Raw genomic sequence first — 22,090 nt, 5'->3', positions numbered from 1 at the left:
CCAATCTCCTCACGGGAGGCCGCGTGCCGCGCTGCCTCCCGTGAACACACGTTCTCGAGCATGCTCGAGCGCGAGTTCTACGGCCCCCGCCCGCACGGCGTTGCTGCTCACCGCGGTCGGGACAATCTGTGGAATGGCGATCGGCAGGGTCTTGAGGATATCGGCGACGCTGTCGGCCAGCGCCCGTCCTCCGGCGCGGCCGATGGCCCCGCCCAACACCACCATCTCGGGGTCGAGAATGCCGATCGCGCCGGTCAGCGCCGCGGCGACCCGGTACCCCAGCTCGGCGAAGAATTTCGGATGTTTGTCGCTGAGCGCCGCCTGCCGGATCGCCTCGGCGCTGTCCGGCCCGCGCAACTCATGCGCCGTGACCAGCGCGTCGATCGCCGGCACGTCAAGCAGCGCTTCGACCAGCGCCATCCTCACCGGCTCGCCGGGCTTTGCCATCCGGTCGGGCACCATGGCTCCGCCGAGTTCGCCAGCGGTGCCGGTCGAGCCATGCATCAGCCGTCCGCCGATCACCACGCCGGCGCCGACGCCGTCGCCGACCCAGAACAGGATGAACGACTGCACGCCATTGGCAGCGCCGCACGCCATCTCCTCGATGGCGACAAGGTTCACGTCGTTCTCGATCAGCACATGGCGATGTCCGAGCACGCTCTCGAGCGCCTCGGGGATGTGGTAGCCCTCCCAGTTAGGGAGCTGCTGGCCCTTGCGGAGGTTCCCCGCCCGGATATCGACGATGCCCGGAAGGCCCACGGCCAGCTGGTCGATGTCGCGCACGGTGATCCCGGCTTCCCGGGTGACGCTCGCCAGCACCGACGTCAGCCGCTCATGCGCGTCATAGCGATCGCCCGGCTCGGCAGCGTGGCGGAAGCTGGCAATGGTGTTGCCGGTGATATCGGAAATGGCGGCATCGATGCCGTGGGAGCCGACATCGATGCCTGCGACGAACCCCGAGCGCGGCTCGAGGCTCCATAGGCCGGCCTTGGGGCCATAGGTGCCGGCCTTTTCTCCGTCGCGACGGATGAGGTTTGCGGATTCCAGCCGGCGCAGCAGATCGGACATGGCCGGCTTCGACAGCCCGGTAAAGGCTTCGAGCTCCATGCGCGTCAGCGAGCCCTCGGCGAGCAGGCGCTGCAGCACTGCTTTCTCGTTGAGGTTGCGGAGCAGCCGGGGGCTGCCGGCAAGGATCTGCATGTCCATCTGAGACCGTCTGGTAACTTTCCTTACAGTTTGATATCGAACCATCCAGAACCTGTTGTCAAGCGGCACCGAGCCGCCTCACCGCTCTTGTGGATGTCAGATGACCGCCGCTCTCCCGATTGCCCTGCTTCAACAACGGCTAAGCGCCGGTCGCGAACTGCTCGTGCGCCACGGCCTCGATGCCATCGTCGCCTTCTCGGCGCCGCGCGGCCTTGCCGCCGCTACCCAGACAAGCGGCAATATCGGCTGGTTCACCAACTTCACCCCGATGTGGGCGCCCTCCATGCTGGTGATCACCGCGACTGATGCGGTGATCGTCGCTCCCGGCAAGAACGAGGCGCGGCTGTTCGACACCCGCGTCGGCAGCCTCTATGCAGTCGAGATCGCCGGACCGGCCGGCCTCGTTGCCCGCGCCTCGGCCATCGCCCACGCCAACCGCTGGCGCATCGGCGTCGCCGGTGCCGACGAAATGACCGCAAAGCTCGCCGCCACTTTCGCCTCGTCCTTCCCGCGCATGGTGCGGATCGATCCGATCCTGCAGGCCATGCGCCTCGATCGCGACCCGGCCGAAACCGCGCTGCATCGCCGCGCTGCGGAGATTTCCGACGCCATGCTGGCCCGCGCCTTCGCCTATGCCGCCGAGCCTCAGGCCACCCCGGCCCGCCTGATGGCCGAAGTCGAGTACGCCGGCCGCGCGCTGGGCGCCGATGTTTCGCGCCTCTGGCTCTCTACCGGTCCCGAACCGCCGGTGACGTATTTCGAGATGTTCGAGCTGCCGCCCAGCATCGCGCCAGGCGATCGCGTGCAGCTCGGCACCATGGTGTCGTTCGAAGGCTATTTCGCGCAGGGGCTCCGCATCGGCAGCCGCGGCAAGCCCGCGTCCGAGCTGGCCGACGCGACAGCGCGTCTCATCGACATGCAGGATGCAGCGCTTGCTGCGCTCGTTCCCGGCCGGCCGGTGCATGAGCTGGTCGATCTGCTTGAAACGGGGATCGACGGGCTTTGCCCCCATACCCGCGACAACGATCCGTTCCGCTTCCAGTCCTGCCACGGCCTCGGCCTCGACTACAGCGAACCCGGCCTCGCCGAGGCGCTATCGCCACGCCGCGACCGGAGCCGCGACGCCGACGGCCCGTTGCTACGACCGGGCATGGTGTTCGAGATCCACCCCAATTTCACCCTGCCCGGCCTCGGCCATGTCTGCGCCGGCGACGTCGCCCTGGTGACCGAGACCGGCGCCGAATGGCTGACCCGGTTCCCACGCGGCATCCTCCAGATCGACTAGGAGTTTTGCGATGGGGCTGCACCAATCCAATGATCGCGCTCAAACCCGCCCCATCCACCGGTGTCATCCCCGCGCAGGCGGGGACCCAGTGGGATCTCGCAGCTTCAGCGAGGGCAGCGGGCATCCCACTAGGTTCCCGCCTGCGCGGGAATGACGTCCGTGGGCGCTGAGCCGACATACCAGACCCATCCTCAACGCACTCCAGGAGCCTCCGATGTTCTCCCTCATGCGCGGCAGCATCCCCGACGCCGGCAACGACCCGCTCGACGCCATCAGCAAAGCCGCCGCTCTGGGCGCCGACGAAATCACGTTCTACAGCCTGTTCGAACTGAGCCCGACGCTCGACCCTGCCGTGCTGCGTGAGCTGAAGGCCGAAGCCGACAATCTCGGCATCGCCATCGCCGCGAGCCTCGACTGGCTCAACCCGTTGCGGCTCGATCGCCACACCCGCGAACTGCAGCTCGGTGACGGCAACCTCGCGCTGGGCGTCCGGCGGCTGCTGGAAACCGGCGTGTCGCTCGGCATGCGCGAGATGTTCTTCACCATCGGCACCCTCGAGGATCGCGCCGGCGACTGGCGCGCCCAGCTCGGTGCCGTCGCCACGCTGCTCATCGAGCTCAAACCCGTGCTCGCCGATCTCGGCATGCGCGCCTTGGTGAAGACCCACGAGGAGATCACCTCGCACGAATGCCTCGAACTGATCGAGCGCGTCGGACCCGACACCCTCGGCGTTTCCTACGACCCCGCCAATATGCTGGTCCGCCTCGAAGAGCCCCTCGCCGCCGCCCGCCGCCTCGCCCCGCACGTCACCCAGGTGCATATCGACGACGCCACCCTGAGGTTCGAAGGCGACACCGACCTCCGCCGGCACCTGGCTCCCGTCGGCCAGGGCGCCGTCAATTGGCCAAGCCTCCTCGCCCTGCTCCCAACGGCGAAGCGGTTGATCGAACTCCACCGCGGCCAGTTCGCCATCCCCGCCTTCGACCAGCCCTGGCTCGCCGGCCAGCCCTACATCGAGCTCGGCGAATATGCGGCACTGGTCCGGTCGGCGGTCCGCCGAGGCAGCCAGCTCCCAATCGACCAGGACGACATCACCCTGCGACTGCCGGCGGCGCTAGAGATGGCGAGGTCGTGAGATGCTGATTGAGACCTCGAGCGAGACGGGGGCTCCGCGCAATAGCCATCGATTGGTTGCGACCGATGAACGCCAGGGCGAAGTCGTCCGCTCCGCCTTCCGCGGGCAGAGCGCTCGGAGACATCGAGCTAGTCGGTCGTTACCTTCTTCGGCTCGCCACTGCGTGGACCCAATCTGTGAGCTCTCTGTCCGCCCCAAGCGCATTCGCTGCATCGATCCAATCCGTTTCCAAGGCACAATCCGATGTCCGTGGAACCTGGGTTGAATCGATGAGAGCATCGAGGGCTTCGTTCACCGCGTCCACTGACCCTGTCCTGATAGCTTGGCGCATCAAGTTGCCAGCGGCAAAGTTCACATAGACTCTCTCACTCACTGCTTGGGCAAGTGCTGCCGTGGCACAGGCGAGCCCCTCCAAGGGTTTTCCGACATCGCACAGTGTCCCAGAAAGCGACATGAGAGAGAGAATATCCTGAAACTCCTCATGGGCTGCGACAGCTATGCGCTCCGCCGCACTCAGGCAACCCTTCAGCAGACACTCTGTGACGGCCCCCCGTAGAGCGTGGACCGGAACATGGGATCCTCGGTTTGAGCCAGTGCGCCGATCAAAAAGGAGGCGCTCTCTGGAGCAGCCACACCAAAAACCGAAACGATTCTCTCTCGAAACTTGGCGACATGTCGCAACAACCTCTTGAGTTCGGTTCTATCCAAGGCGATTTCCTCGCAATTTTGGACAATTGGTCGGCCGCCAATCATCGACTCAATGTCACTCCGTGTTGGTAGCACGCGCAAGACACCGCTGCGCTTGAGCTGGTAGCGCGCCAGGCCGCTTGCCGGCCGCCCCCCGCAAGGTTCCATCGACCCCACTCCTTTGTCGGAAAACCACGACCCAGTCCTCGGACAAGGCACCTCTCGTTTTGCGCCCTCCCAAGCGCCCGCTTGACGTCGTCCCGGATTCCAGCTGTACTCAGTTCACTATCCAAACTGTGAGTTCATCTAGTGAATTCTTCAGACGATCGCTACGCCATTCGCTCCGTCGATCGGGCCGTCGACATTCTCGCTGCGGTAGCGGCGAAGAACGGTTTGCTGACCGTCGATGGTGTGGTTGCCGACACTGGTTTGCCCAAGAGCACGGTGTTCCGCATTCTCGCGACGCTGACGGCGCGGCGGCTGCTCGATCGCGACGAGCAGGCCCAGACCTATCGGCTCGGCATGCTGGCGTTGGTGATCGGGGCGCGAGCAATGGGCGATCTCGACTTGCGCCGTTCGGCCCGGCCGCATCTCGAGAGCCTCGTCGCCGCGACCGGCGAAACCGTGCACCTCTCCATCCTCAGCGAGGACAATGCGCTCTGCATCGACAAGCTCGATGCCTCGCGATCGATGCGCATGGCGAGCTTTGTCGGCTTTCTCGACCCGCTGCACTGCAGCGGCGTCGGCAAGGCGCTGCTGGCTTTCCAGGACGAGCCGGTGCGCCAGCAACTGCTGGCGCGAATGCGCTTCGAGCCGCACACTCCGCACACCATCACCGACCCCGCGCGCCTCGCCGAGCAGATCGTCGAGATCCGCCAGCGCGGCTACGCTATCGACGACGAAGAGATCGAGCAGGGGCTGCGTTGCGTCGCCGCCCCGATCCGCGACCATTCCGGCACCGTCATCGCCGCGGTCAGTATTTCCGGCCCCACCACCCGCGTCACACAGGACGGCCTCGGCGAGCTCGCCCGTGCCGTCGAGGCCTGTGCCCAATCCATCTCGCGCGACATCGGCGCTATCGAGAAAGTACCTGCCCCATGATCATCGACGTCCACTCGCACACCCCGCAGTTCCGCCACGCCGTGCCGCCGGAAAACCGTCGCCTGCATCACACCTGGCGGCCCGATCGTTCTGTCGATTCCGTCTATAGCTGGAACGATTTCCTCGAGGCGCAAAAGCCAGCCGACAAGTCGATCGTCTTCGGCGTCGCCTGGTCGCCGGGCGAGATCACCGGTGGCGTCAACGGCTTCAACGAGCCGGGCGACGTGGCGATCGGGGTGAACGACGCGACCTCGGCTTTCGTGATGGCCCATCCCGATCGGCTGATCGGCTTCATGTCGGTACATCCGCATGACCCCAAGGCACTCGGGGAGATCGAACGCTCGCGCACCGACCTCGGCCTCAAGGGCATCAAGATGGGCGCCAACTACCAGGTGTTCGAACCGCTGGAGAGCCGCGCCCTCGCCATTTATCGCGAGGCCGAACGGCACGGGCTGCCGATCCTGTTCCACATCGGCACCTCGCCGGTGCGCACGGCCCCGATCAAGTACGCCCACCCGCTGGTGGTCGACGAGATCGCCATGCGCTACCCCAACCTCAAGATCATCATGGCCCATATGGGCCACCCCTGGACCGTCGATACCGCGGTGGTGATCCGCAAGCACCCCAATGTCTATGCCGACGTCTCGGGCCTGCTCTACCGGCCGTACACCTTTTACGAGGGCATGATCAAAGCCACCGAGTGGAACGTGCTCGACAAGCTCCTGTTCGCCTCGGACTACCCGATCACCACGCCGGCCGAGACGCTGCATGCGCTTCGCACCGTCAACGCCATCGTCGAAGGGACGGCGCTGCCGCGCGTCCCCGCCGACAAGATCGAACAGATCATCCACCGCGACAGCCTGACGCTGCTCGGCCTGTCCTAGCGAATTCCACCGTTTCATTGAAACGGCGGAATTCTCCTAAGTCTTTGTTCTGTCGCGCTTTCTAACCGGAAAAGTCTGAAACTTTTCCTGAAAGCCCTCCTAAGAGTTTCGTTCCCTATGCATATCGAGAAGTCCAAGAGCATCACCGAACGCGCCACCAGGGTCATTCCCGGCGGCGTCAACTCCGCGACCCGCCGGCTGAGCCAGCCCTATGCCTGGGAATGGGCCGAGGGCGCCCATATCCGCGACGTCGATGGCAACACCTATCTCGACTACCACGCCGCGTTCGGCCCGATCGTCCTCGGCCATAACGACCCCACGGTGAATGCTGCCGTCGCCAAGGCGCTGACCGGACCCGACATGGTCGGGGTCGGCATCACCGAACAGGAGATCATGCTCGCCGAAAAGGTTGTGCAGCACGTGCCGTCCGCCGAGCTGGCCCTCGCCTTCTCCTCGGGCTCGGAAGCCACCTACATGGCGGTGCGCCTGGCGCGCGGCGTGACCGGCCGCGAAAAGCTGATCAAGTTCCAGGGCACCTTCCACGGCTGGCACGACTACCTCTTGATGAACATCGCCAGCCCCGCCGACAAGATCGGCAAGAAAGATCCGGGCAGCGCCGGCCAGCTCGCCGACGCCATCGACAACACCATCATCGTGCCGTTCAACGACCTCGCCGCCACCGAACAGGCGATCCTCGACCACCCCGGCCAGATCGCCGCGATCTTCATGGAAGCGATCCCGCACAATATCGGCTGCGTGCTGCCGCGGCAGGATTTCGTCGAGGGCCTGCGCCGGCTCTGCGACCAGCACGGCATCGTGCTGGTGTTCGACGAAGTGATCACCGGCTTCCGCCACGGGCTCGGCGGCTACCAGTCGGTGCTCGGGGTGAAGCCCGATATCAGCACCTTCGCCAAGGCCATTGCCAACGGCTACCCCTGCGCCATCATTGCGGGGAAACGCGAGCTGATGCTGCAATTCTCCACCGCGCCGGGCGGCAAGGTGTTCGTCGGCGGCACCTATAACGGCCATCCGGTCGGCTCGGCTGCGGCGCTCGCCACCATCGCCGCGCTCGAAGACGGCAGCATCTATGAGCGCACCTTCCGGCTCGGCGACCGGATGCGCGCGGGCCTCGCGGAGATCGCCGGCCGCCTCGGCGTCGAGATGGTGTCGGCCGGCTTCGGCTCGGTGTTCACGCCCTATTTCATGAGCGGCAAGGTCGAGCGCTACGAGGACCTGCTCGCCAACGACACGGCGCGCGACCTCGCCTTCCGGCAGGGCATGTGCGAGCGCGGCATCTTCATGCTGCCCATGCCGATCAAGCGCAACCACATCAGCGCCGCACACACCGATGCCGATATCGACCGCACGCTCGAAACCGCTGAAATCGTTATGAAAACTCTGCGGTAGGACCTGACTTTTCATATGCGAAAAGTCGTATTGATATATGATTGCAGCCGTCATAACGTTGCGATCTGACGACAGGCAGCGAGGCAAACAGGGAAGCGCCTCGCCTGCCGACCAGCCAGGCCAATCGGTTCGGTTGAGAATGTCGAAATGCCCGGGTCCGTTGGGCCGAACCCGGAAACCCTGCGGCTCTGGTTGCAGGCAAGGCCTGCAGCCAGGCTGCGGAAAACGATGTCGTCCGCGACGTCTCGTCGATTCAGTTCGTCAAGGAGGGAAAGCTATGACGATCACTAACGCCACCCGGGGCTTCGGTTCGCTGAACCGCCGCTCCTTCCTCAAGGCCGGCGGCGCATCGGCGCTGGCCGCCAGTCTCCTGCCGGGTCTGCTGACCGGCACAGCCAAGGCCGCTTACTCGGGCACGCTCGATATGCTGGCCTGGGATTTCCAGCCCGACACCATCAAGTCGCTGGTCGGCGAATGGACGGCAGCGGGCAACCCGGCGGTCAATGTCGCGGTCATCCCCAACCTCGGCTACACCCCGGCGCTGCAGACCCGCCTGCGCGGTGGCGACAAGATCGACCTCTATTACAACTTCGCCTATAACTCGCAGAAGTTCGTCAACGAGGGCTGGGCCAAGACGCTGAACGGCCTGCCCGGTGTCGACGACATGATCGCCGATATGTTCGAAAGCGCCCGCGGCCGGCACGTCAATGCCGCCGGCGACATCATCAGCGCCCCGTATTTCTCGGCCGTGCACATGCTGCACTACAACGAGAAGTTCCTCGCCGATGCCGGCCTCGCCGTGCCGACGACGCTGAAGGAAATCTACGACGCCTCCAAATCGCTGCAGTCGACCGTCGCCTCGCCCTACGTTGCGTACTGGGTGAAGGAATTCTGCGAGGAATACCTTCACACCTACCTGCTCAACGCTGAGATCACTGCCTTCGACGATGCCGGCCAGCCGGTTTTCGCCGATGACCCCAAGACTGTCGGGGTATTCGAGTGGTGGCAGGCGATGTACCAGGAGGGCCTCGCGCCCAAATCGCTCCTGACCGACGACCCGGGCAAGCTCAGCAACGAGATGGCACAGGGCAATGCCGCCTTCTACGTGCTGCACCACTACTTCCTGACCTCGATCCGTTCGCTCGAAGGGCCGCAATCGGCCAACGTCACGACGGCTCCGGCCGGCCCGTCGACGCTGCAGATCGGCGAAGTGCTCCAGATGGGCCAGTCCGACAGCGACGACGAGCGGCTCGCCGCCTGGGAGCTGATGAAATACTACGGCTGGAAGGACACCGACGGTAAGTTCAAGGTGTTCAACCAGTGGGCCAAGGCCGCCGGCCTTGCCGCCCCCTATGCCGGGTTCTTCACCGACCCCGAAGTGATCGCCTCGTTCCCCGACTACTACGATCTGGCTCTGCTGTCCGACACCTTCGCCACCAAGTCTAACGTGGTGCCGGCCCGCACCCTGCCCTGGTACCCCGATTTCCAGGCCAAGGTCGGCGACATCGTCCACGCCCTGCTGCTCGGCCAGGCCACCCCGGCGAAAACCGTCGAGGACCTGACCGCCGCCGCCAAGGGCGCCCAGGGCGGCCGGACGCTGTAGTCTTACCTCTCCCTTAGGGGGAGAGGTCGGTCCGAAGGACCGGGTGAGGGGGCCTTTCCCAAGCTCAGCGTTTGCGGCAAGGCCCCCTCACCCCGCGGTGAGGCCTTCGGCCTCATCCGCCGCCCTCTCCCCCCTAGCGGACGCGGCAGCGCCGCGGGGAGAGGGGACGCTAGAGCCGAAGCTGCGGCTGACCCGAATTCAACTGAAGACCAACCAACAGGACCCACGAGCACATGGCCGGAGCAGCTGACCTACTCGGACCGAAAGCCGATCGCGCCTTCGGGCTGAAGCTCGTAGCGCCGGCGATGATCATTCTGATCGTGCTGCTGGCCCTGCCGACCCTGCTCACCCTCGTCTACAGCCTCCACGATGTGCCCGCGAGCGGCTCGAGCTTCGGGCCGTTCGTCGGCCTCGAGAATTTCACCATCATCTTTTCCAGCCCGGTGTTCTGGCGCTCGGCCCAGGTGACGCTGACCTTTGCCGTCGGCTTCGTCATCCTCTCGACGGTGATCGGGCTCGCCATGGCGATGCTGCTCAACCAGCGCTTCATCGGCCGCGGCCTCGCCCGCGCCCTGCTGATCATTCCGTGGGCGACGCCCTGGCTGGTGATCGGGATCCTCTGGAAGTGGTTTGCCGATGGCAGCGTCGGCGGGCTCAACGCCGTGCTGATGATGCTCGGCCTCAGCAGCGACTACCATCCCTTCCTCTCCGACCCGAACACCGCGCTGCCGATCACCGTGATCGCGGCGGTATGGCGGCAGGCGAGCTTTGCCGGCATCCTCTTGCTGGCGGGGCTGCAGACCCTGCCCGAGGAGCTGAACGAAGCGGCGCAGCTCGATGGCGCCAACTGGTGGCAGCGCTTCACCAACATCACGCTGCCCTGGCTCAGGCCGGTGCTGATCACCGTCACGGTGTTCAACGTGATCTATGCCTTCCTGCAGTTCGACGTGGTCTTCGCCATGACGCAGGGCGGGCCGGGCGACACCACGCAGGTCTTGAGCGTGCTCATCTACCGGCAGCTGTTCATCAACACCAATATCGGGCTGGGCTCGGCGCTCGCCGTGATCCTCGGCGTCGTGGCGCTGATCGGCGGCCTCACCATCGTCCGGCTGTTCTATCGCAGGGAGCTGCACTGATGGCCTCCACCGCCTTCGAGCGCGGCCGTCGCCGCAGCCCCGCCGCCACCATCGCCATCTACCTCGGCGTTTTGGTTTTCGCCGTCTGGATCCTCTTGCCGGTCTGGTACCTGGTGGTGTCGAGCCTCATCACCCCGTCGCAGCTCGGCATCAAACCCTTCCCGCTGGTGCCCGCGAGCGTCACCCTCGACAACTATATCGCCGTGCTGTTCGGCAATACCGGCGGCAAGGGCATCGGCAGCACCGATATGGGCACGCGCCTCGTGCCGGCAATCGGCCAGAGCCTCCTCGTCAGCTCGATCCTGGTGGTGCTGAACCTCTTCATCGCCGGTGCTGCGGCCTATGGCCTGTCGCGCTATCCGTTCCGCGGCGCCCGGGCGTTCGAACTGTCGGTGATTGCCACCCGGATCGTCCCCGCCATCGCCATCATCGGCCCGTTCTTCGTGGCGTTCCGGGTGATCGGCGTGCTCAACACGCCGTGGGCGCTGGTGATCAGCTACAACGTCTTCACCCTGCCGCTCGCCATCATGATCCTCAAGAACTACTTCGATCAGCTGCCGCGCGAGATCGAGGAAGCCGCCAAGATCGACGGCGCGACGCGATTGCAGACGCTGTGGATCATCATCGTGCCGATCGCCCGGCCGGGCCTCGTCGCGGCGGGCGTGCTGATCTTTCTCGAAGCCTGGAGCGAGTTCTTCTATGCACTCGTCCTCACCAACCAGCTCACCGTGCCGCCGCTGCTCGCCGGCTTCCAGTCGGTGCAGCAGTTCAACTGGAATGCCCTCGCTGCGGCGACCGTGATGTCGATGCTGCCGCCGACCGTGCTGGTGTTGATCTTCCAGCGTCACGTCGTCGGCGCCCTTACCGCCGGGGTGGGCAAATGAGTTCCACCATCAAGGCTGCCGTGCTCAGCGCCGGCGCCTGGTCACAATCGAGCCACCTGCCGGCGCTGAAGGCCGATCCCCGCGTCGAGCTCGTCGCCATTTCGAGCCCCGATGCGGAGATGGCCGGGCGGCTCGGCAGCCAGTTCGGGACGCCGCATTTCGCCGACTGGCGCGAGGCCCTGGCCCTCCGCCCAGACATCGTCGTCGTCTCGAGCCCGCCAGTCGCCCATGAGGAGCAGGTGATCGCGGCGCTCGCAGCCGGCGCCCATGTCCTCGTCGAAAAACCCTTTGCCTTGAGCGCTGTCGCTGCCCGCCGGATGCGCGACACCGCCGAGCGGCTGGGCAAGGCCCTGTTGGTCGGCTTTGGCTGGCCGGCAGCGCCGATCTTTGCGCTGAGCCGCAGCCTGATCGAGGCCGGCGAGATCGGCAAGGTCGAACACCTGACCATGCACCTTGCGGTCAACACCCGGGCGCTGCTCTCGGGCAGCACCGATGGCGGCTGGGGTGGCAAGCTCGAATCGAGCACCGCCACCTACACCGACAAGGCGATTTCCGGCGGCGGCTCGGCCGCAGTGACGATGTCGCACGAGCTGGGCATGGTCGAATGGCTGGTGGGCGAACCGATCATCGCGCTGCACGCCAGCACCTTTCCGCCCGCGAGCGACATCGACCTTCACACCACGGTCAATGCCGAGTTCGCCGGCGGCGGCTCGGCGGCGATCAGCGCCGCGTCCACCCACCCGTACCTGGCGCGGCCGCAATGGCACATGGCGCTCTACGGCGACAAGGGTCAGCTCTGGGCCGACTCGATAGCCGACACCCTGCGCCTCGTCCGCGCCGGCGGCGAAGTGGTCGAGTTCGGCGCCCCCGAAGCCTCCGGCGTCTATGACCCCGGCGCGCCGACCAAGGCCCTGATCGCCTGCGCCTTCGGCGCTGCCGCCCCCGCCGGCCTCACGGCCCGCCTCGCAGCGCATGTCGTCGCCGTCACCGACGCCATCTATTCGAGCGCCAAGTCCAACCAGAGATTGCAAGTCGAAGATCTATGAGCACCTCCACCCTGTTTAGCGGCGGCCTCGTCGTCGACGGCCTCGGCAACGCGCCGGTTCCAGCCGATGTGCTGGTGATCGGGGACCGTATCGCCGGCATCTACAAAGGCGCGCGGCGTCCCAAGGCCGACCGGACGGTCGAGATCGATGGCCTCTGCATCGCGCCCGGCTTCATCGACATGCACACCCATTCCGACCTGCAGGTGCTGGTGAGCCCCGACCATACCTCGAAGCTCAGCCAGGGCGTCACCACCGAAGTGCTCGGCCAGGATGGCCTGAGCTACGCGCCGATCGACGATGCGACGCTCATCGAGATGCGCAGCCAGATCAAAGGCTGGAACGACGACCCGCCGGGCTTCGACTGGAACTGGCGCAGCGTCGGCGAATACCTCAAACGCCTCGACGGCAATGTGGCGGTGAACTGCGCCTACCTGGTGCCGCACGGGAACCTCCGCATGCTGGTAATGGGCAACGCGCCGCGGCTCGCGACATCCGATGAACTCGAACGGATGAAGGCCCTGCTCCGCACCGCGCTCGAAGAAGGCGGCGTCGGCCTCTCCACCGGCCTCACCTATGTGCCGGCGATGTATTCCGATACCGACGAGCTGGTGGCGCTGTGCGAAGTGGTGGCCGAGTATGGCGGCTTCTACTGCCCGCATCACCGCAATTACGGCACCGATGCGCTGGGCGGCTATGCCGAGTGCTTCGAGATCGCGCGGCGCTCCGGCGTGGCGCTGCACCTGGCGCATACCCACCTGAGCTTCGAGGCCAACAAGGGCAAGCTCCCGGCGCTTCTCAAGCTGTTCGACGACGCCATCGCCGAGGGCATCGACTTGAGCTTTGACGCCTACCCCTACCTCGCCGGCATGACGACGCTCCTGTCGCAACTGCCGAGCTGGGCCCTCTCGGGCACCGGCGACGAACAGATGGCGCGGCTCAAGGACCCCGATACGCGCAAGCGCATCATCGAGGCGCTCGACGTCACCGGCTCCGATGGCCACCAGGGCCTCACCGTCAACTGGTCCAGCGTCTTCCTCGCCGGGCTGCCTGGCGCGCCCGAGATGGAATGGATGATGGAGGGCAACCTCGCCGACGCAGCGCGCAAGCTCAACACGTCGCCGGCCGAACTTGCCCTCGACATCCTGATCGCCACCGACCGCGCCGCGCCTTGCGTGTTCTTTATCGGCATCGAGGAGCACGTCCGCACCCTGATGCAACGCGACGAACATACGGTGGGCAGCGACGGCATCCTCGTCGGCGACCGGCCGCATCCGCGGTCCTGGGGCACCTTCCCGCGCATGCTCGAAACCTATGTGCGCGAGGAAAAGGTGCTGACGCTCGAGGAATGCGTGCGCCACATGACCAGCTCGGCCGCCGACCGGCTGCGGCTGACCGATCGCGGCCGCATCGCTGCCGGCGCCAAGGCCGATCTCGTCATCTTCGATGCGGCTAACGTCAAGGCCAATGCCACCTACGAGAACCCGCGGCAGGCCGCGACCGGCATCGTCCATGTGCTGGTGAACGGCCAGTTTGCCGTCGAAAACAACCGCGTCACCGGCCATCGCGCCGGCCGTGCGCTGACGCTGGGAGCCTGATCGTGGCAGCAACCGCCATCTCCATCGCAACCGACGCCGCTGGCCCGAGCTGGGCCGAACTGCCGGTCGCGACCCCTGGCCTCGTCGTCGATCTCGGCGTGCTCGACGGCAATCTCGACGAGATGGCCGCTATCGCCCGCTCGGCCAAAGTCGAGCTGTTCCCGCACGCCAAGACCCATCGCATGGCCGAGATCGGCCTGCGCCAGGTGGCGCATGGCGCCGACGGGCTCTGCGTCGCCAAGCTCGGCGAGGCCGAAGCCTTCGCCGCGGCCGGAGTGAAGCGGCTGTTCGTCGCCAACCCGATCGTCGGCGAGGACAAGGCTGAGCGCGCCCTCGCCTTGTCGCGCCGCGTCGACCTGACCCTCGCCACCGACAGCGAGGCGGCTGCCGCCAGCATCGGTGCCGTGTTCGCTGCAGCCGGCGCCACCGCCCGCATGATGCTGGCGATCGATTCCGGGCTGGGCCGCGAAGGCGTCGCCGCCGACCGCGCACCCGATGTCGCAACGGCGGTCCACGCCGTCCCCGGCGTCGAACTGGTCGGCATCTACACCCATGAGGGCACCACCTACGGCGCCAAGGACCACCCCGATCTCGCGAGCCGCGCCAGGGCCGCCGGCGCGTTCATGGTCGGCGTCGCCAATGCCATCCGCGCTCGCGGCGTACCGCTGCCGATCGTTTCGCTCGGCGCCTCCGCCTCGGCGCGCGAAGTCGCCCATGTGCCTGGGGTGACGCAGATCCGCCCCGGCATCTACGCCTTCAACGATGTCGGCCAGATTGCGCTCGGCAATGCCAGCCTCGAGACCACCGCCATCCGCGTCATCGCCACCGTGGTCAGCCACCCCGACCCCGAGCGCGCCTGCATCGACGCCGGCTCGAAATCGCTCAGTACCGATCTCGTCCCCGCCTCGGCGCATCGCGACGCGTTCCCCGGCATGGGCCTGATCGTCAACGCCCCCGGCTGGGTGATCGAAAAGATGTCCGAAGAGCACGGCTGGCTGCGCTGGCACGGTGAGGGCGCGCCGCGGCCGCTGCCGGTCGGCACCCGGCTCGAGATCGTGCCCAACCATGTCTGCATGGCATTCGCCATGCTCCGTCGTGCCAATGTCGTCGAACACGGTAAGGTGGTAGCGCATTGGGACGGCTTTGGTCCCGGCGCATCCGAGTGATCTGGCTGATAGCGCCTTGAGGAGGGACGATGTCGGAATTCAGGCTCAATGAGGGGCAGTCGTTGCTGGTCGCATCGCGCGGCATCTTCGAACTGCATGGGCTGACCCGCTGGGTGCTTGAGGATGGCAAGTGGCGCGGCAAGACCCTTGCCCGGGTCAACCAGCTCTCGAGCCTCGCCCGTCACCCCCGCCTGCCGGTGGTCTACGGCACCTCACGCGTCGGCATGGAGGGCGACATCCATGCCTGGCGCATTGAGGGCGACAGAGCGATCACCCTCGGCGAGAAGTCGAGCGAGGGCGCCGAGCCCTGCCACCTCACCGTCGACCCGAGCGGCCGGCTGCTCATCGTCACCAACTACACCACCAGCACGCTCGGCCTGCAGCGCCTCGCGGCCGATGGCAGTTTCGACGGCCCGATCGTGCAGCTGAAGCTGAGTGGCGGCGGCCCGGAACTCGACCGCCAGGACGATGCTCATCCGCACCAGGCCTTCTTCAATGGCGATACGCTCGTCGTCATCGATCTCGGCGCCGACCTCGTCCGCGAGTTCAGCCTCGATTTGTCGAAACCAGGTGTGGATGCGCTGACCCAGACGCGGGCGACGGCAGTTCCCGCCAACACCGGCCCTCGCCACGCCGCGGTGCTGCCCGACGGGCGCCTGGCGGTGAGCGGCGAGCTCGGCTCGAACCTGGTGGTCGGTCGGCTCGGTGAGCCCGTCTCGAACTGGGCCAGCATCCGCAGTACCCGGCAAACCGGCCCGGGCAAGACCCGCTGGAGCCGCAACTATCCGGGTGACCTGCAGCGCTCGCTCGACGGCCGCCACGTCTACTTCGCCAATCGCAGCATCGACACCGTCTCGACCTTCGACGTCTCCGGCGCCAACCCGGTGCTGGTCGGCGAACTCGACACTGAGACCCAGTGGCCGCAGCACTTGCTGGTGACTGAAGATCACGTGCTCGTCGCCGGTTGGGATTCTTCCACCGTCAAGGCGCTGCCGCTGGCCGATGGCGTTCCCACCGGGGTGACACATCTGTTCGATTGTCCGGGAGCCGGCTGGCTGCTGCTTTGGGACTGAGCCTTTTTTGCCGTTTCTTCGGACCGACCCATCGGTTGGGCTTGATCTTGGACCTACCCACCGGCTGTCATCCCAGCGAAAGCTGGAACCCATTTCACCGCCCGCGCCAGCTGATGGTTGGGTCCCAGCTTTCGCTGGGATGACACCGCGGGTGGGGCTACTTCATGCGTGATACGGGGCTTCAGATTTCCTGTGCCCCGGCCCTCCCCATAGTGGCGGGCCGAATGGCGCGGTGTTAGTGGACATCGGCGCCGAAACGAGCGAGCGGGGGGAGCATGGCAGCAGCTGAAGACGGTGCGCCGGCCGAGAAGGGCACCCGCAAGCGCCGAAAGCCCGTTCCCAAGGCCGAATATACCGCCCCCGCCCTGGAGAAGGGCCTCGATGTGCTGGAGCTCCTTGCGACCCTGACTGTCCCGGTCACCCCGAGCCAGATTGCCCAGCGCCTCGGCCGCTCGCTGTCCGAGGTATACCGTATGGTGATGGCGCTCGAGCGCCGCGGCTACCTGATCCGGCCGCCCGGTGAGGAGGCCCTGGTGCTCTCCACCCAGCTCTACGGCCTCGCGACATTGTTCCCGCCGTTCCGCCGCGTCGTCGATGCCGCCCAGCCGATCATGAACGCCCTGGCGCTCGAGACTTCGCAGGCCATCCACATGGCGGTGCTCGATGGGCTCAACCAGCGCATCATCGCGCAGGTCGACAGCCCTGCCCCGATCGCCATCCGCCTGCGGGTCGGCGCCGCCAGCCCGGCCATCCGCGGCACCTCCGGCCGTACCATCATCGCCTTTCAGCCCGCCCCGGTGCAGGCCTGGATCATCGGCCAGTCCGAAGCGCTGCTGCCGCCCGATCAGGCCAGGCGCTACCGCGGCCGGATCGCCACCATTGCAAAGCGCGGCTACGAGCGGATCGAGGGCGAGATGGTGCAGGGAGTGACCGACCTCAGCTTTCCGATCATCAACACCGCAGGCATCTCGATCGCCGCGCTCACCATGCCGTTCCTCACCAGCCAGCAGATCATCGTCCCCTTCGACGATGCCGCCATCATGCTGTATCGCGCTGCGCGCAGGATCTCCGAGTCGATGGGCGGTACCCTGCCCGAGCCGCACTTCCCGCTGCCACCGGATGAGCAGTCCTGATGAGCGAAGCCAATCCCTTCGCCGCTGCCGACGCCGACCGCCATGCCATCTGGGAAATGCTGGTGCGGCGCGACAGCGACTTCTTCCTCAGCGGCGACTTCTCGCTGGTCGCCGCCGACTATGTCGAGACCGGCTTCCTCGGCATCGACGCCGCCCTGTCGCTCGACCCCGCCAACTGGCGCCCGGCCTACTCGGACGTCGACACCTATCGCGATGCCGCCATCGCTGCGCGCTGGAACGCGGCTGATTTCGCCGAACCGCTGCGCGCCGCCTGGTTCCGCTGCCAGTCGATCAACCGGATCGACATCAATGGCGACGCGGCCCTGGCGCATAAGCGCATCTCCGGCCAGATCCGGCGCGCCTCGGGCGAAGCCATGGCGCTCGCCTGGCGTTCGGTCTTTCACCTGCGTCACGAGAACGCGGCCTGGAAGATAGCCGGCTTCACCGGCTACCTGCCGCTAGAGGGCGGGATGTAGGCGGTTACTGCGCCTTCCCCGCCGGCTGCGAAACTGCGATGCCTTGGTGCTCACCCACCGTGGCCAATGCGCCACGCCGGCAGCCGCTCGATGGTCATCTCATTCATATGAATGATGCGACGCATGCCGAGGCGTCCCTAATCTGATGTCCATGGCGCCGGTTGCGGCGGACTTGGACCAGGAGATTATTGAATGCGCGGTATTGCTTTGGGGGCGCTGGTTGTCGGCGCGGGGCTGTTGATGGCGGGATCGGCGGTGGCAGCTGATCTTTACGTGCCGGTGCCCGAAGAGGTCGCGATGCCCGAGAGCACGCCATGGAGTGGCTGCTATGTCGGTCTGCCGGTGAGCTGGACAACCGGCGATACGCCTTCGACGGCGCCGCTAAGCGATTACAGCTCGCCGCTCGAGGGGTTCCCGGTGGGGCTGCAGGCCGGTTGTGATTTCAAGACCGATGCGAGCAGCCCGCTGCTGCTTGGCATAGTCACGGATGTTTTCGGCAATGGTCCGTCAGGAGAGTCCGATCCGATTGAGGATGTGGCGCCGGGAATCGATGCGTTCTCCGACAGCAGCATTCCGTGGTTCGGAACATTGCGCGGACGAGTAGGGCTCAGCACCGACAGCACATTGTTCTACCTGACTGCAGGTGTGGCGGTGGCACAGGTCGAGAACAACGTCTCCACGACGACCTTCCCGGGCGGCGAGACGGTTTCGAATACCCATGTCGGCTGGGTCGCCGGTGCGGGGGTCGAACAGATGATCGACGAGAACTGGGCTCTCTTTGCCGAGTACGCGTATTACGATCTCGGCGCTCAAGACTATTCCTATAGTGCGCCGCTGACTGTCGGGACGCTGGAACTTCATCCCACGTTCCACCAGATCAAGGTGGGTGTGAACTACCACTTCTGATCCTGCGGACTATCCTGACCCTGGATCGGCGGAAGGGCCCGACGTTCTGTCGGGCCCTTTTACTGTTGATCCACCGCAAATCTCCGCAGTGCAGACAAAGTCCGGCCGATGATCGTCGTGGAGCCACCTGGCCACTGCTGGCTTTTGTCGTGCAGTGGCATGGTCGGCGACGCCGTCCTGTCAGTCGACTGCTAGTTTGCCATGCTGTGCAGCAACGCGATCAGTTCGCCCTGTCGGCTGGTGTCGGTTTTCTGCAGCAGTTGCGAGAGGTGCGTGCGCGCGGTGGACAGGCTGATGCCCTGCTCACCGGCAAAGTCCTGCACCGAGGAGCCGGTCGCCAATGCTTCGGCGAGTTCTCCTTCGCGGGCCGTCAGCATGAAAAGGCCCCGAAGGCGTTCCTCGAAGCCCGCCGGCAAGCGTGGGCCGAGGCGACGCACGAGGACGCCTGCCGCCCTGCCTACCGGCAGGCCCAACGCCGGAGCATCGACAATCCGGACAACCGAGAGAGCAGATTTGCGACGGCCGGTCGTCGGATCTTCCAGCAGCATGTCGCCCGCTGCGGCCGGTTGCCCCTCCAGCCCAACCGTGGCTGCGTGGACAGCATTCCGGAACCGCTCACGCACCCGCCCCTCAACCCTGAGGGTACGATTGGCGGCAACCAAACCAGAGGTCGGGTCACGCAGTTCGCGCTCCGCCGCCTCGTTGTGCACAAGAATGCGCCCTTCGGCATCCACGACGAAGAATGCATCGTTATTGCTGTCGAGGTCCGCCAGCCGCCAGGCCAGTTGCTGGCCGCCGAACTCGGCGCGCAAGCAGGCGACGCGATGCAGCACCGGCATTAGCTGGTGGAGGAGCGTTATGTCAGACGTGTCGAACGGCCGCATGTTGCCGCCGCGCAGCATCGACAAGTGCGCACCGGCACTGCCGTGGCGCCACAGCGCTACCGTCAGCACGGAGTGCTCGCCTTGTGGACGTAGCCACTCATTGAAGAACGTACTGCGTTCAAAGTCATGGCGCGGCATCGCCATCTGGTCGATGTGGACAGCGCCTACAGCACCCCCAAGCACAGCCGGCTCCAGCGGGTTCTTGTTTTCGGCGCCAATAAAGGTTTGGGCGTAGGGCTCATCGCAGTCGCTGTGCAGCATCAACTGCTCTGTCGTTGCGGCGTCGACATATCCGTACGCAGCGCTCGACAGGTCGAGGGCGCTTTTGATCGCATCCATGACGCCGCCCCACCGGCCATCGTCATGCACCGTCTGGAACAGCAGATCGGTAATTTCGCCGATCGCCCGTTCGTCAAAGCCGTCCACAATATCTCACCCGTGCCGCATCGGAGAGGAGAATGTTAGCACTCTAAATATTGTCGCGAACAATCAAATTAGTAGAGCCTGTCTCGTTCACTGGTCCTGCGGTTCGCCGAGCCTCATGCGCTTACAATATCGGCGCCGATCTCTCGCAACTCCTCTCTACTTTCCGTCGAAAGCCAACTGGTGGTCATCGGTGTCAGTCGATCGACCAGATCGACATCGATGGTGACGCGGCCCTCGCGCAAGAGCGCATCGATGGCCACGCCATGCTTCTCGGCTGGCGCTCGGTATTCCACCGACGCCGCAAGGTGCAGGGCTGAAAGATCGCCGGCTTCACCGGCTGCCCGCCGCTGTGACGCTCCATTCGCCATGCGTGCCTGGACAAAGCCAGTCGGAGCGTTGTTGATGATGCCATGAGCGACGTGGATCCCACCGGCAGCGACTGGACCGACGCCGAGGTCGACCTAATCGTCGCCGACTACTTCGACATGCTGCGCCTCGAACGTGCCGGCGAGCCCTACGTGAAGGCACATCGCAACGCGGCACTACAGGAACTGATCCACCGGTCGCGCGGCTCTATCGAGTTCAAGCACCAGAACATCAGCGCCGTCCTGCTCAAACTCGGCATGGACTGGATCACCGGCTACAAGCCAATGGCGAACTTCCAGGCCGGGTTGCTGGCTGGGGTCGAACGCTACCTCGACGCGGTGGGGGACGCGGCCATCGTCGCGCCACTAACCATTGCGGCTGGAATGGGCGAAGCGGCGTCACTGTTTCTTGAGCCGCCGCCAACACTCGCACCGCCCTCCGCCGACTCTCCCCCTCTGGCGCGATTGGTGCGGAAGTTCGACCCCGCCGCAAGGGACGCCAGCAACCGCCAGCTCGGTCGCGCAGGAGAGCAGAAAGTGCTCGAGTTCGAGCGGCTCCGACTGCTTTCGGAAGACCGTTCCGATCTGGCGCGGAAGGTCAGGTGGGTGGCGCAGGAGGACGGGGACGGCGCTGGTTACGACATCCTGTCGTTCGATTCCGTGGGACGCGAGCGGCTCCTCGAGGTCAAAACCACGTCCGGACACCAGACCACGCCGTTCTATCTCAGCGAGAATGAGCGCCTGTTGTCGGAGGAACGGCCGGATGCGTTTCGGCTCGTACGCCTCTACGGCTTCGGTCGCGATCCACGGGCCTTCGAACTCGTCCCACCACTCGCCGCGTCGGTCATGCTGCAGCCAGCAAACTATCGAGCAGCGTTCAGCTAAGCACTGAGGGCCGTCCAGCCCATCAAGCGAAATGCCAGAACCACCTCTTCCAATCCCTCCCCAACCGTGCTCTAAGCATCGCCATCCACAGGGGTGCTCCGTATTGCCGGGGCTGAGATGCAGCACGCCAAGTGCGCGGACCCTAAAGCTGATCTGGGTAATACCAGCGGAGCGAGGCGGGCGATGTTTTCTGGCGCACAGGTTTCCCTTTATCCGATGGCCGACGATTTCGTCGGCGTCATCCTCTCGGCGCTCGGCGCTCTCGATCCCTATCGGGACCGGCTGCGGATCGAGACCGATGATCTCTCGACCCTGCTGGTTGGGCCGCCGGAAGTGCTGTTTCCAGCCATGCGCGACCTGTTCGTCGCGGCAGCCCAAAGCGGCCAGCACGTGACGTTTTCGGCCGCCATTTCACGCGGCTGCCCGGGCGAACCCGATGAAGCCATCTGCGCCACCGACGCACTCGCCGGTCCGCTCGAACGGCTAGCCGACCGCCAATCCGCCGCCCACGAGGCCGTCGCATCGGCCGCATCGACCGGCCAGGCCATTGCCGCCCAGTTCTCGCTCTACGTGATGGGCTCCGGCCAGCACATGGACGAAATCTATGGCTGCATCGACTTCCTGAAAAGCTCCGGTGTGTTCGACCGCTCCAAGCATTTCTGCTCGGTGCTGCGCGGCGATGCCGGCCCGGTGTTTGCGACGCTCGCCGAGGCCTTCTGCCGCTTTGGTCCGCCCGAAGGCCACGTCACCATCGACCTGACCGCTTCCGCGAACAGCCCGACCGCCCGCTGAGGCCCAGGCCTTCCA

The 22,090-nt window shown here is 65.6% G+C and carries 20 protein-coding genes; 17 read left to right on the top strand and 3 right to left on the bottom strand.

Annotated elements, in window-relative coordinates:
- Positions 1 to 9 precede the first annotated feature (9 nt).
- Positions 10 to 1,206 carry an ROK family transcriptional regulator gene (locus VGV07_RS14435; protein WP_326869414.1) on the bottom strand — a complete coding sequence of 399 codons (1,197 nt, stop codon included), beginning with the start codon at positions 1,204 to 1,206 and terminating at the stop codon, positions 10 to 12.
- A 100-nt stretch (positions 1,207 to 1,306) separates the two neighbouring features.
- Between VGV07_RS14435 and VGV07_RS14430 the strand changes: the two genes are divergently transcribed.
- The 15 genes from VGV07_RS14430 (at position 1,307) to VGV07_RS14360 (ending at position 18,723) form a co-directional block, all read left to right on the top strand.
- The gene (locus tag VGV07_RS14430) at positions 1,307 to 2,491 is read left to right on the top strand and encodes a M24 family metallopeptidase (RefSeq protein WP_326869412.1); all 1,185 of its coding nucleotides are present in this window, start codon (positions 1,307 to 1,309) and stop codon (positions 2,489 to 2,491) included.
- A 214-nt stretch (positions 2,492 to 2,705) separates the two neighbouring features.
- Positions 2,706 to 3,626: a sugar phosphate isomerase/epimerase family protein gene (locus VGV07_RS14425; protein ID WP_326869411.1), complete on the top strand. Its 921-nt coding sequence runs from the start codon at positions 2,706 to 2,708 to the stop codon at positions 3,624 to 3,626.
- A 996-nt stretch (positions 3,627 to 4,622) separates the two neighbouring features.
- Complete coding sequence (locus tag VGV07_RS14420) at positions 4,623 to 5,414, top strand: IclR family transcriptional regulator (RefSeq protein ID WP_326869410.1); 792 nt, start codon at positions 4,623 to 4,625, stop codon at positions 5,412 to 5,414.
- The gene (locus VGV07_RS14415; RefSeq protein ID WP_326869409.1) at positions 5,411 to 6,298 is read left to right on the top strand and encodes an amidohydrolase family protein; all 888 of its coding nucleotides are present in this window, start codon (positions 5,411 to 5,413) and stop codon (positions 6,296 to 6,298) included. Before VGV07_RS14420 ends, VGV07_RS14415 begins: the two co-directional genes overlap by 4 nt.
- A 117-nt stretch (positions 6,299 to 6,415) precedes the next feature.
- The gene (locus VGV07_RS14410) at positions 6,416 to 7,705 is read left to right on the top strand and encodes an aspartate aminotransferase family protein (protein ID WP_326869408.1); all 1,290 of its coding nucleotides are present in this window, start codon (positions 6,416 to 6,418) and stop codon (positions 7,703 to 7,705) included.
- A gap of 277 nt (positions 7,706 to 7,982) precedes the next feature.
- Entirely contained in the window at positions 7,983 to 9,308 is a 1,326-nt protein-coding gene (locus VGV07_RS14405) for an ABC transporter substrate-binding protein (RefSeq protein WP_326869407.1), read from the top strand.
- A 233-nt stretch (positions 9,309 to 9,541) separates the two neighbouring features.
- Positions 9,542 to 10,444: a sugar ABC transporter permease gene (locus VGV07_RS14400; RefSeq protein ID WP_326869406.1), complete on the top strand. Its 903-nt coding sequence runs from the start codon at positions 9,542 to 9,544 to the stop codon at positions 10,442 to 10,444.
- The gene (locus VGV07_RS14395) at positions 10,444 to 11,328 is read left to right on the top strand and encodes a carbohydrate ABC transporter permease (protein WP_326869405.1); all 885 of its coding nucleotides are present in this window, start codon (positions 10,444 to 10,446) and stop codon (positions 11,326 to 11,328) included. Before VGV07_RS14400 ends, VGV07_RS14395 begins: the two co-directional genes overlap by 1 nt.
- Positions 11,325 to 12,374, top strand: a complete 1,050-nt coding sequence (locus VGV07_RS14390) for a Gfo/Idh/MocA family oxidoreductase (protein ID WP_326869404.1) — start codon at positions 11,325 to 11,327, stop codon at positions 12,372 to 12,374. The genes VGV07_RS14395 and VGV07_RS14390 overlap by 4 nt, the downstream gene beginning before the upstream one ends.
- Entirely contained in the window at positions 12,371 to 13,969 is a 1,599-nt protein-coding gene (locus VGV07_RS14385; RefSeq protein WP_326869403.1) for a D-aminoacylase, read from the top strand. Before VGV07_RS14390 ends, VGV07_RS14385 begins: the two co-directional genes overlap by 4 nt.
- 2 nt (positions 13,970 to 13,971) lie before the next feature.
- The gene (locus VGV07_RS14380) at positions 13,972 to 15,135 is read left to right on the top strand and encodes an alanine racemase (protein WP_326869402.1); all 1,164 of its coding nucleotides are present in this window, start codon (positions 13,972 to 13,974) and stop codon (positions 15,133 to 15,135) included.
- Positions 15,136 to 15,164: 29 nt separating this feature from the next.
- Complete coding sequence (locus VGV07_RS14375) at positions 15,165 to 16,208, top strand: lactonase family protein (RefSeq protein ID WP_326869401.1); 1,044 nt, start codon at positions 15,165 to 15,167, stop codon at positions 16,206 to 16,208.
- A gap of 275 nt (positions 16,209 to 16,483) precedes the next feature.
- Positions 16,484 to 17,341 (top strand): IclR family transcriptional regulator, encoded by an 858-nt coding sequence (locus VGV07_RS14370; protein WP_326869400.1) that lies wholly within the window; start codon positions 16,484 to 16,486, stop codon positions 17,339 to 17,341.
- A complete protein-coding gene (locus VGV07_RS14365) occupies positions 17,341 to 17,817 on the top strand; it encodes a hypothetical protein (RefSeq protein WP_326869399.1) in 477 nt (158 codons plus the stop codon). Before VGV07_RS14370 ends, VGV07_RS14365 begins: the two co-directional genes overlap by 1 nt.
- 192 nt (positions 17,818 to 18,009) lie before the next feature.
- Positions 18,010 to 18,723 (top strand): outer membrane protein, encoded by a 714-nt coding sequence (locus VGV07_RS14360; protein WP_326869398.1) that lies wholly within the window; start codon positions 18,010 to 18,012, stop codon positions 18,721 to 18,723.
- 191 nt (positions 18,724 to 18,914) lie between these two features.
- Here the strand turns inward: VGV07_RS14360 and VGV07_RS14355 are convergent, their stop codons facing one another.
- Both VGV07_RS14355 and VGV07_RS14350 read right to left on the bottom strand, forming a co-directional pair.
- Positions 18,915 to 20,033, bottom strand: a complete 1,119-nt coding sequence (locus VGV07_RS14355) for a helix-turn-helix transcriptional regulator (RefSeq protein ID WP_326869397.1) — start codon at positions 20,031 to 20,033, stop codon at positions 18,915 to 18,917.
- A gap of 113 nt (positions 20,034 to 20,146) precedes the next feature.
- Positions 20,147 to 20,401 (bottom strand): hypothetical protein, encoded by a 255-nt coding sequence (locus VGV07_RS14350; RefSeq protein WP_326869396.1) that lies wholly within the window; start codon positions 20,399 to 20,401, stop codon positions 20,147 to 20,149.
- Positions 20,402 to 20,443: 42 nt separating this feature from the next.
- Between VGV07_RS14350 and VGV07_RS14345 the strand changes: the two genes are divergently transcribed.
- Positions 20,444 to 21,283: a DUF3883 domain-containing protein gene (locus VGV07_RS14345; protein WP_326869395.1), complete on the top strand. Its 840-nt coding sequence runs from the start codon at positions 20,444 to 20,446 to the stop codon at positions 21,281 to 21,283.
- A 183-nt stretch (positions 21,284 to 21,466) separates the two neighbouring features.
- Complete coding sequence (locus VGV07_RS14340) at positions 21,467 to 22,075, top strand: YkoF family thiamine/hydroxymethylpyrimidine-binding protein (RefSeq protein ID WP_326869394.1); 609 nt, start codon at positions 21,467 to 21,469, stop codon at positions 22,073 to 22,075.
- The last annotated feature ends 15 nt before the right edge of the window (positions 22,076 to 22,090 follow it).

It is taken from the genome of Devosia sp., from assembly GCF_035944845.1.
Lineage (GTDB): Bacteria > Pseudomonadota > Alphaproteobacteria > Rhizobiales > Devosiaceae > Devosia_A.
The sequence above is the reverse complement of the archived record's forward strand: the minus strand, read 5'-3'. Positions and strand labels throughout refer to the sequence as shown.

Coding starts and splice junctions, on each gene's coding strand:
- VGV07_RS14435 (WP_326869414.1), bottom strand. CDS start 1,206: ATGGACATGCAGATCCTTGCCGGCAGCCCCCGGCTGCTCCGCAACCTC.
- VGV07_RS14430 (WP_326869412.1), top strand. CDS start 1,307: ATGACCGCCGCTCTCCCGATTGCCCTGCTTCAACAACGGCTAAGCGCC.
- VGV07_RS14425 (WP_326869411.1), top strand. CDS start 2,706: ATGTTCTCCCTCATGCGCGGCAGCATCCCCGACGCCGGCAACGACCCG.
- VGV07_RS14415 (WP_326869409.1), top strand. CDS start 5,411: ATGATCATCGACGTCCACTCGCACACCCCGCAGTTCCGCCACGCCGTG.
- VGV07_RS14410 (WP_326869408.1), top strand. CDS start 6,416: ATGCATATCGAGAAGTCCAAGAGCATCACCGAACGCGCCACCAGGGTC.
- VGV07_RS14405 (WP_326869407.1), top strand. CDS start 7,983: ATGACGATCACTAACGCCACCCGGGGCTTCGGTTCGCTGAACCGCCGC.
- VGV07_RS14400 (WP_326869406.1), top strand. CDS start 9,542: ATGGCCGGAGCAGCTGACCTACTCGGACCGAAAGCCGATCGCGCCTTC.
- VGV07_RS14395 (WP_326869405.1), top strand. CDS start 10,444: ATGGCCTCCACCGCCTTCGAGCGCGGCCGTCGCCGCAGCCCCGCCGCC.
- VGV07_RS14390 (WP_326869404.1), top strand. CDS start 11,325: ATGAGTTCCACCATCAAGGCTGCCGTGCTCAGCGCCGGCGCCTGGTCA.
- VGV07_RS14385 (WP_326869403.1), top strand. CDS start 12,371: ATGAGCACCTCCACCCTGTTTAGCGGCGGCCTCGTCGTCGACGGCCTC.
- VGV07_RS14375 (WP_326869401.1), top strand. CDS start 15,165: ATGTCGGAATTCAGGCTCAATGAGGGGCAGTCGTTGCTGGTCGCATCG.
- VGV07_RS14370 (WP_326869400.1), top strand. CDS start 16,484: ATGGCAGCAGCTGAAGACGGTGCGCCGGCCGAGAAGGGCACCCGCAAG.
- VGV07_RS14365 (WP_326869399.1), top strand. CDS start 17,341: ATGAGCGAAGCCAATCCCTTCGCCGCTGCCGACGCCGACCGCCATGCC.
- VGV07_RS14360 (WP_326869398.1), top strand. CDS start 18,010: ATGCGCGGTATTGCTTTGGGGGCGCTGGTTGTCGGCGCGGGGCTGTTG.
- VGV07_RS14350 (WP_326869396.1), bottom strand. CDS start 20,401: ATGGCGAATGGAGCGTCACAGCGGCGGGCAGCCGGTGAAGCCGGCGAT.
- VGV07_RS14345 (WP_326869395.1), top strand. CDS start 20,444: ATGAGCGACGTGGATCCCACCGGCAGCGACTGGACCGACGCCGAGGTC.
- VGV07_RS14340 (WP_326869394.1), top strand. CDS start 21,467: ATGTTTTCTGGCGCACAGGTTTCCCTTTATCCGATGGCCGACGATTTC.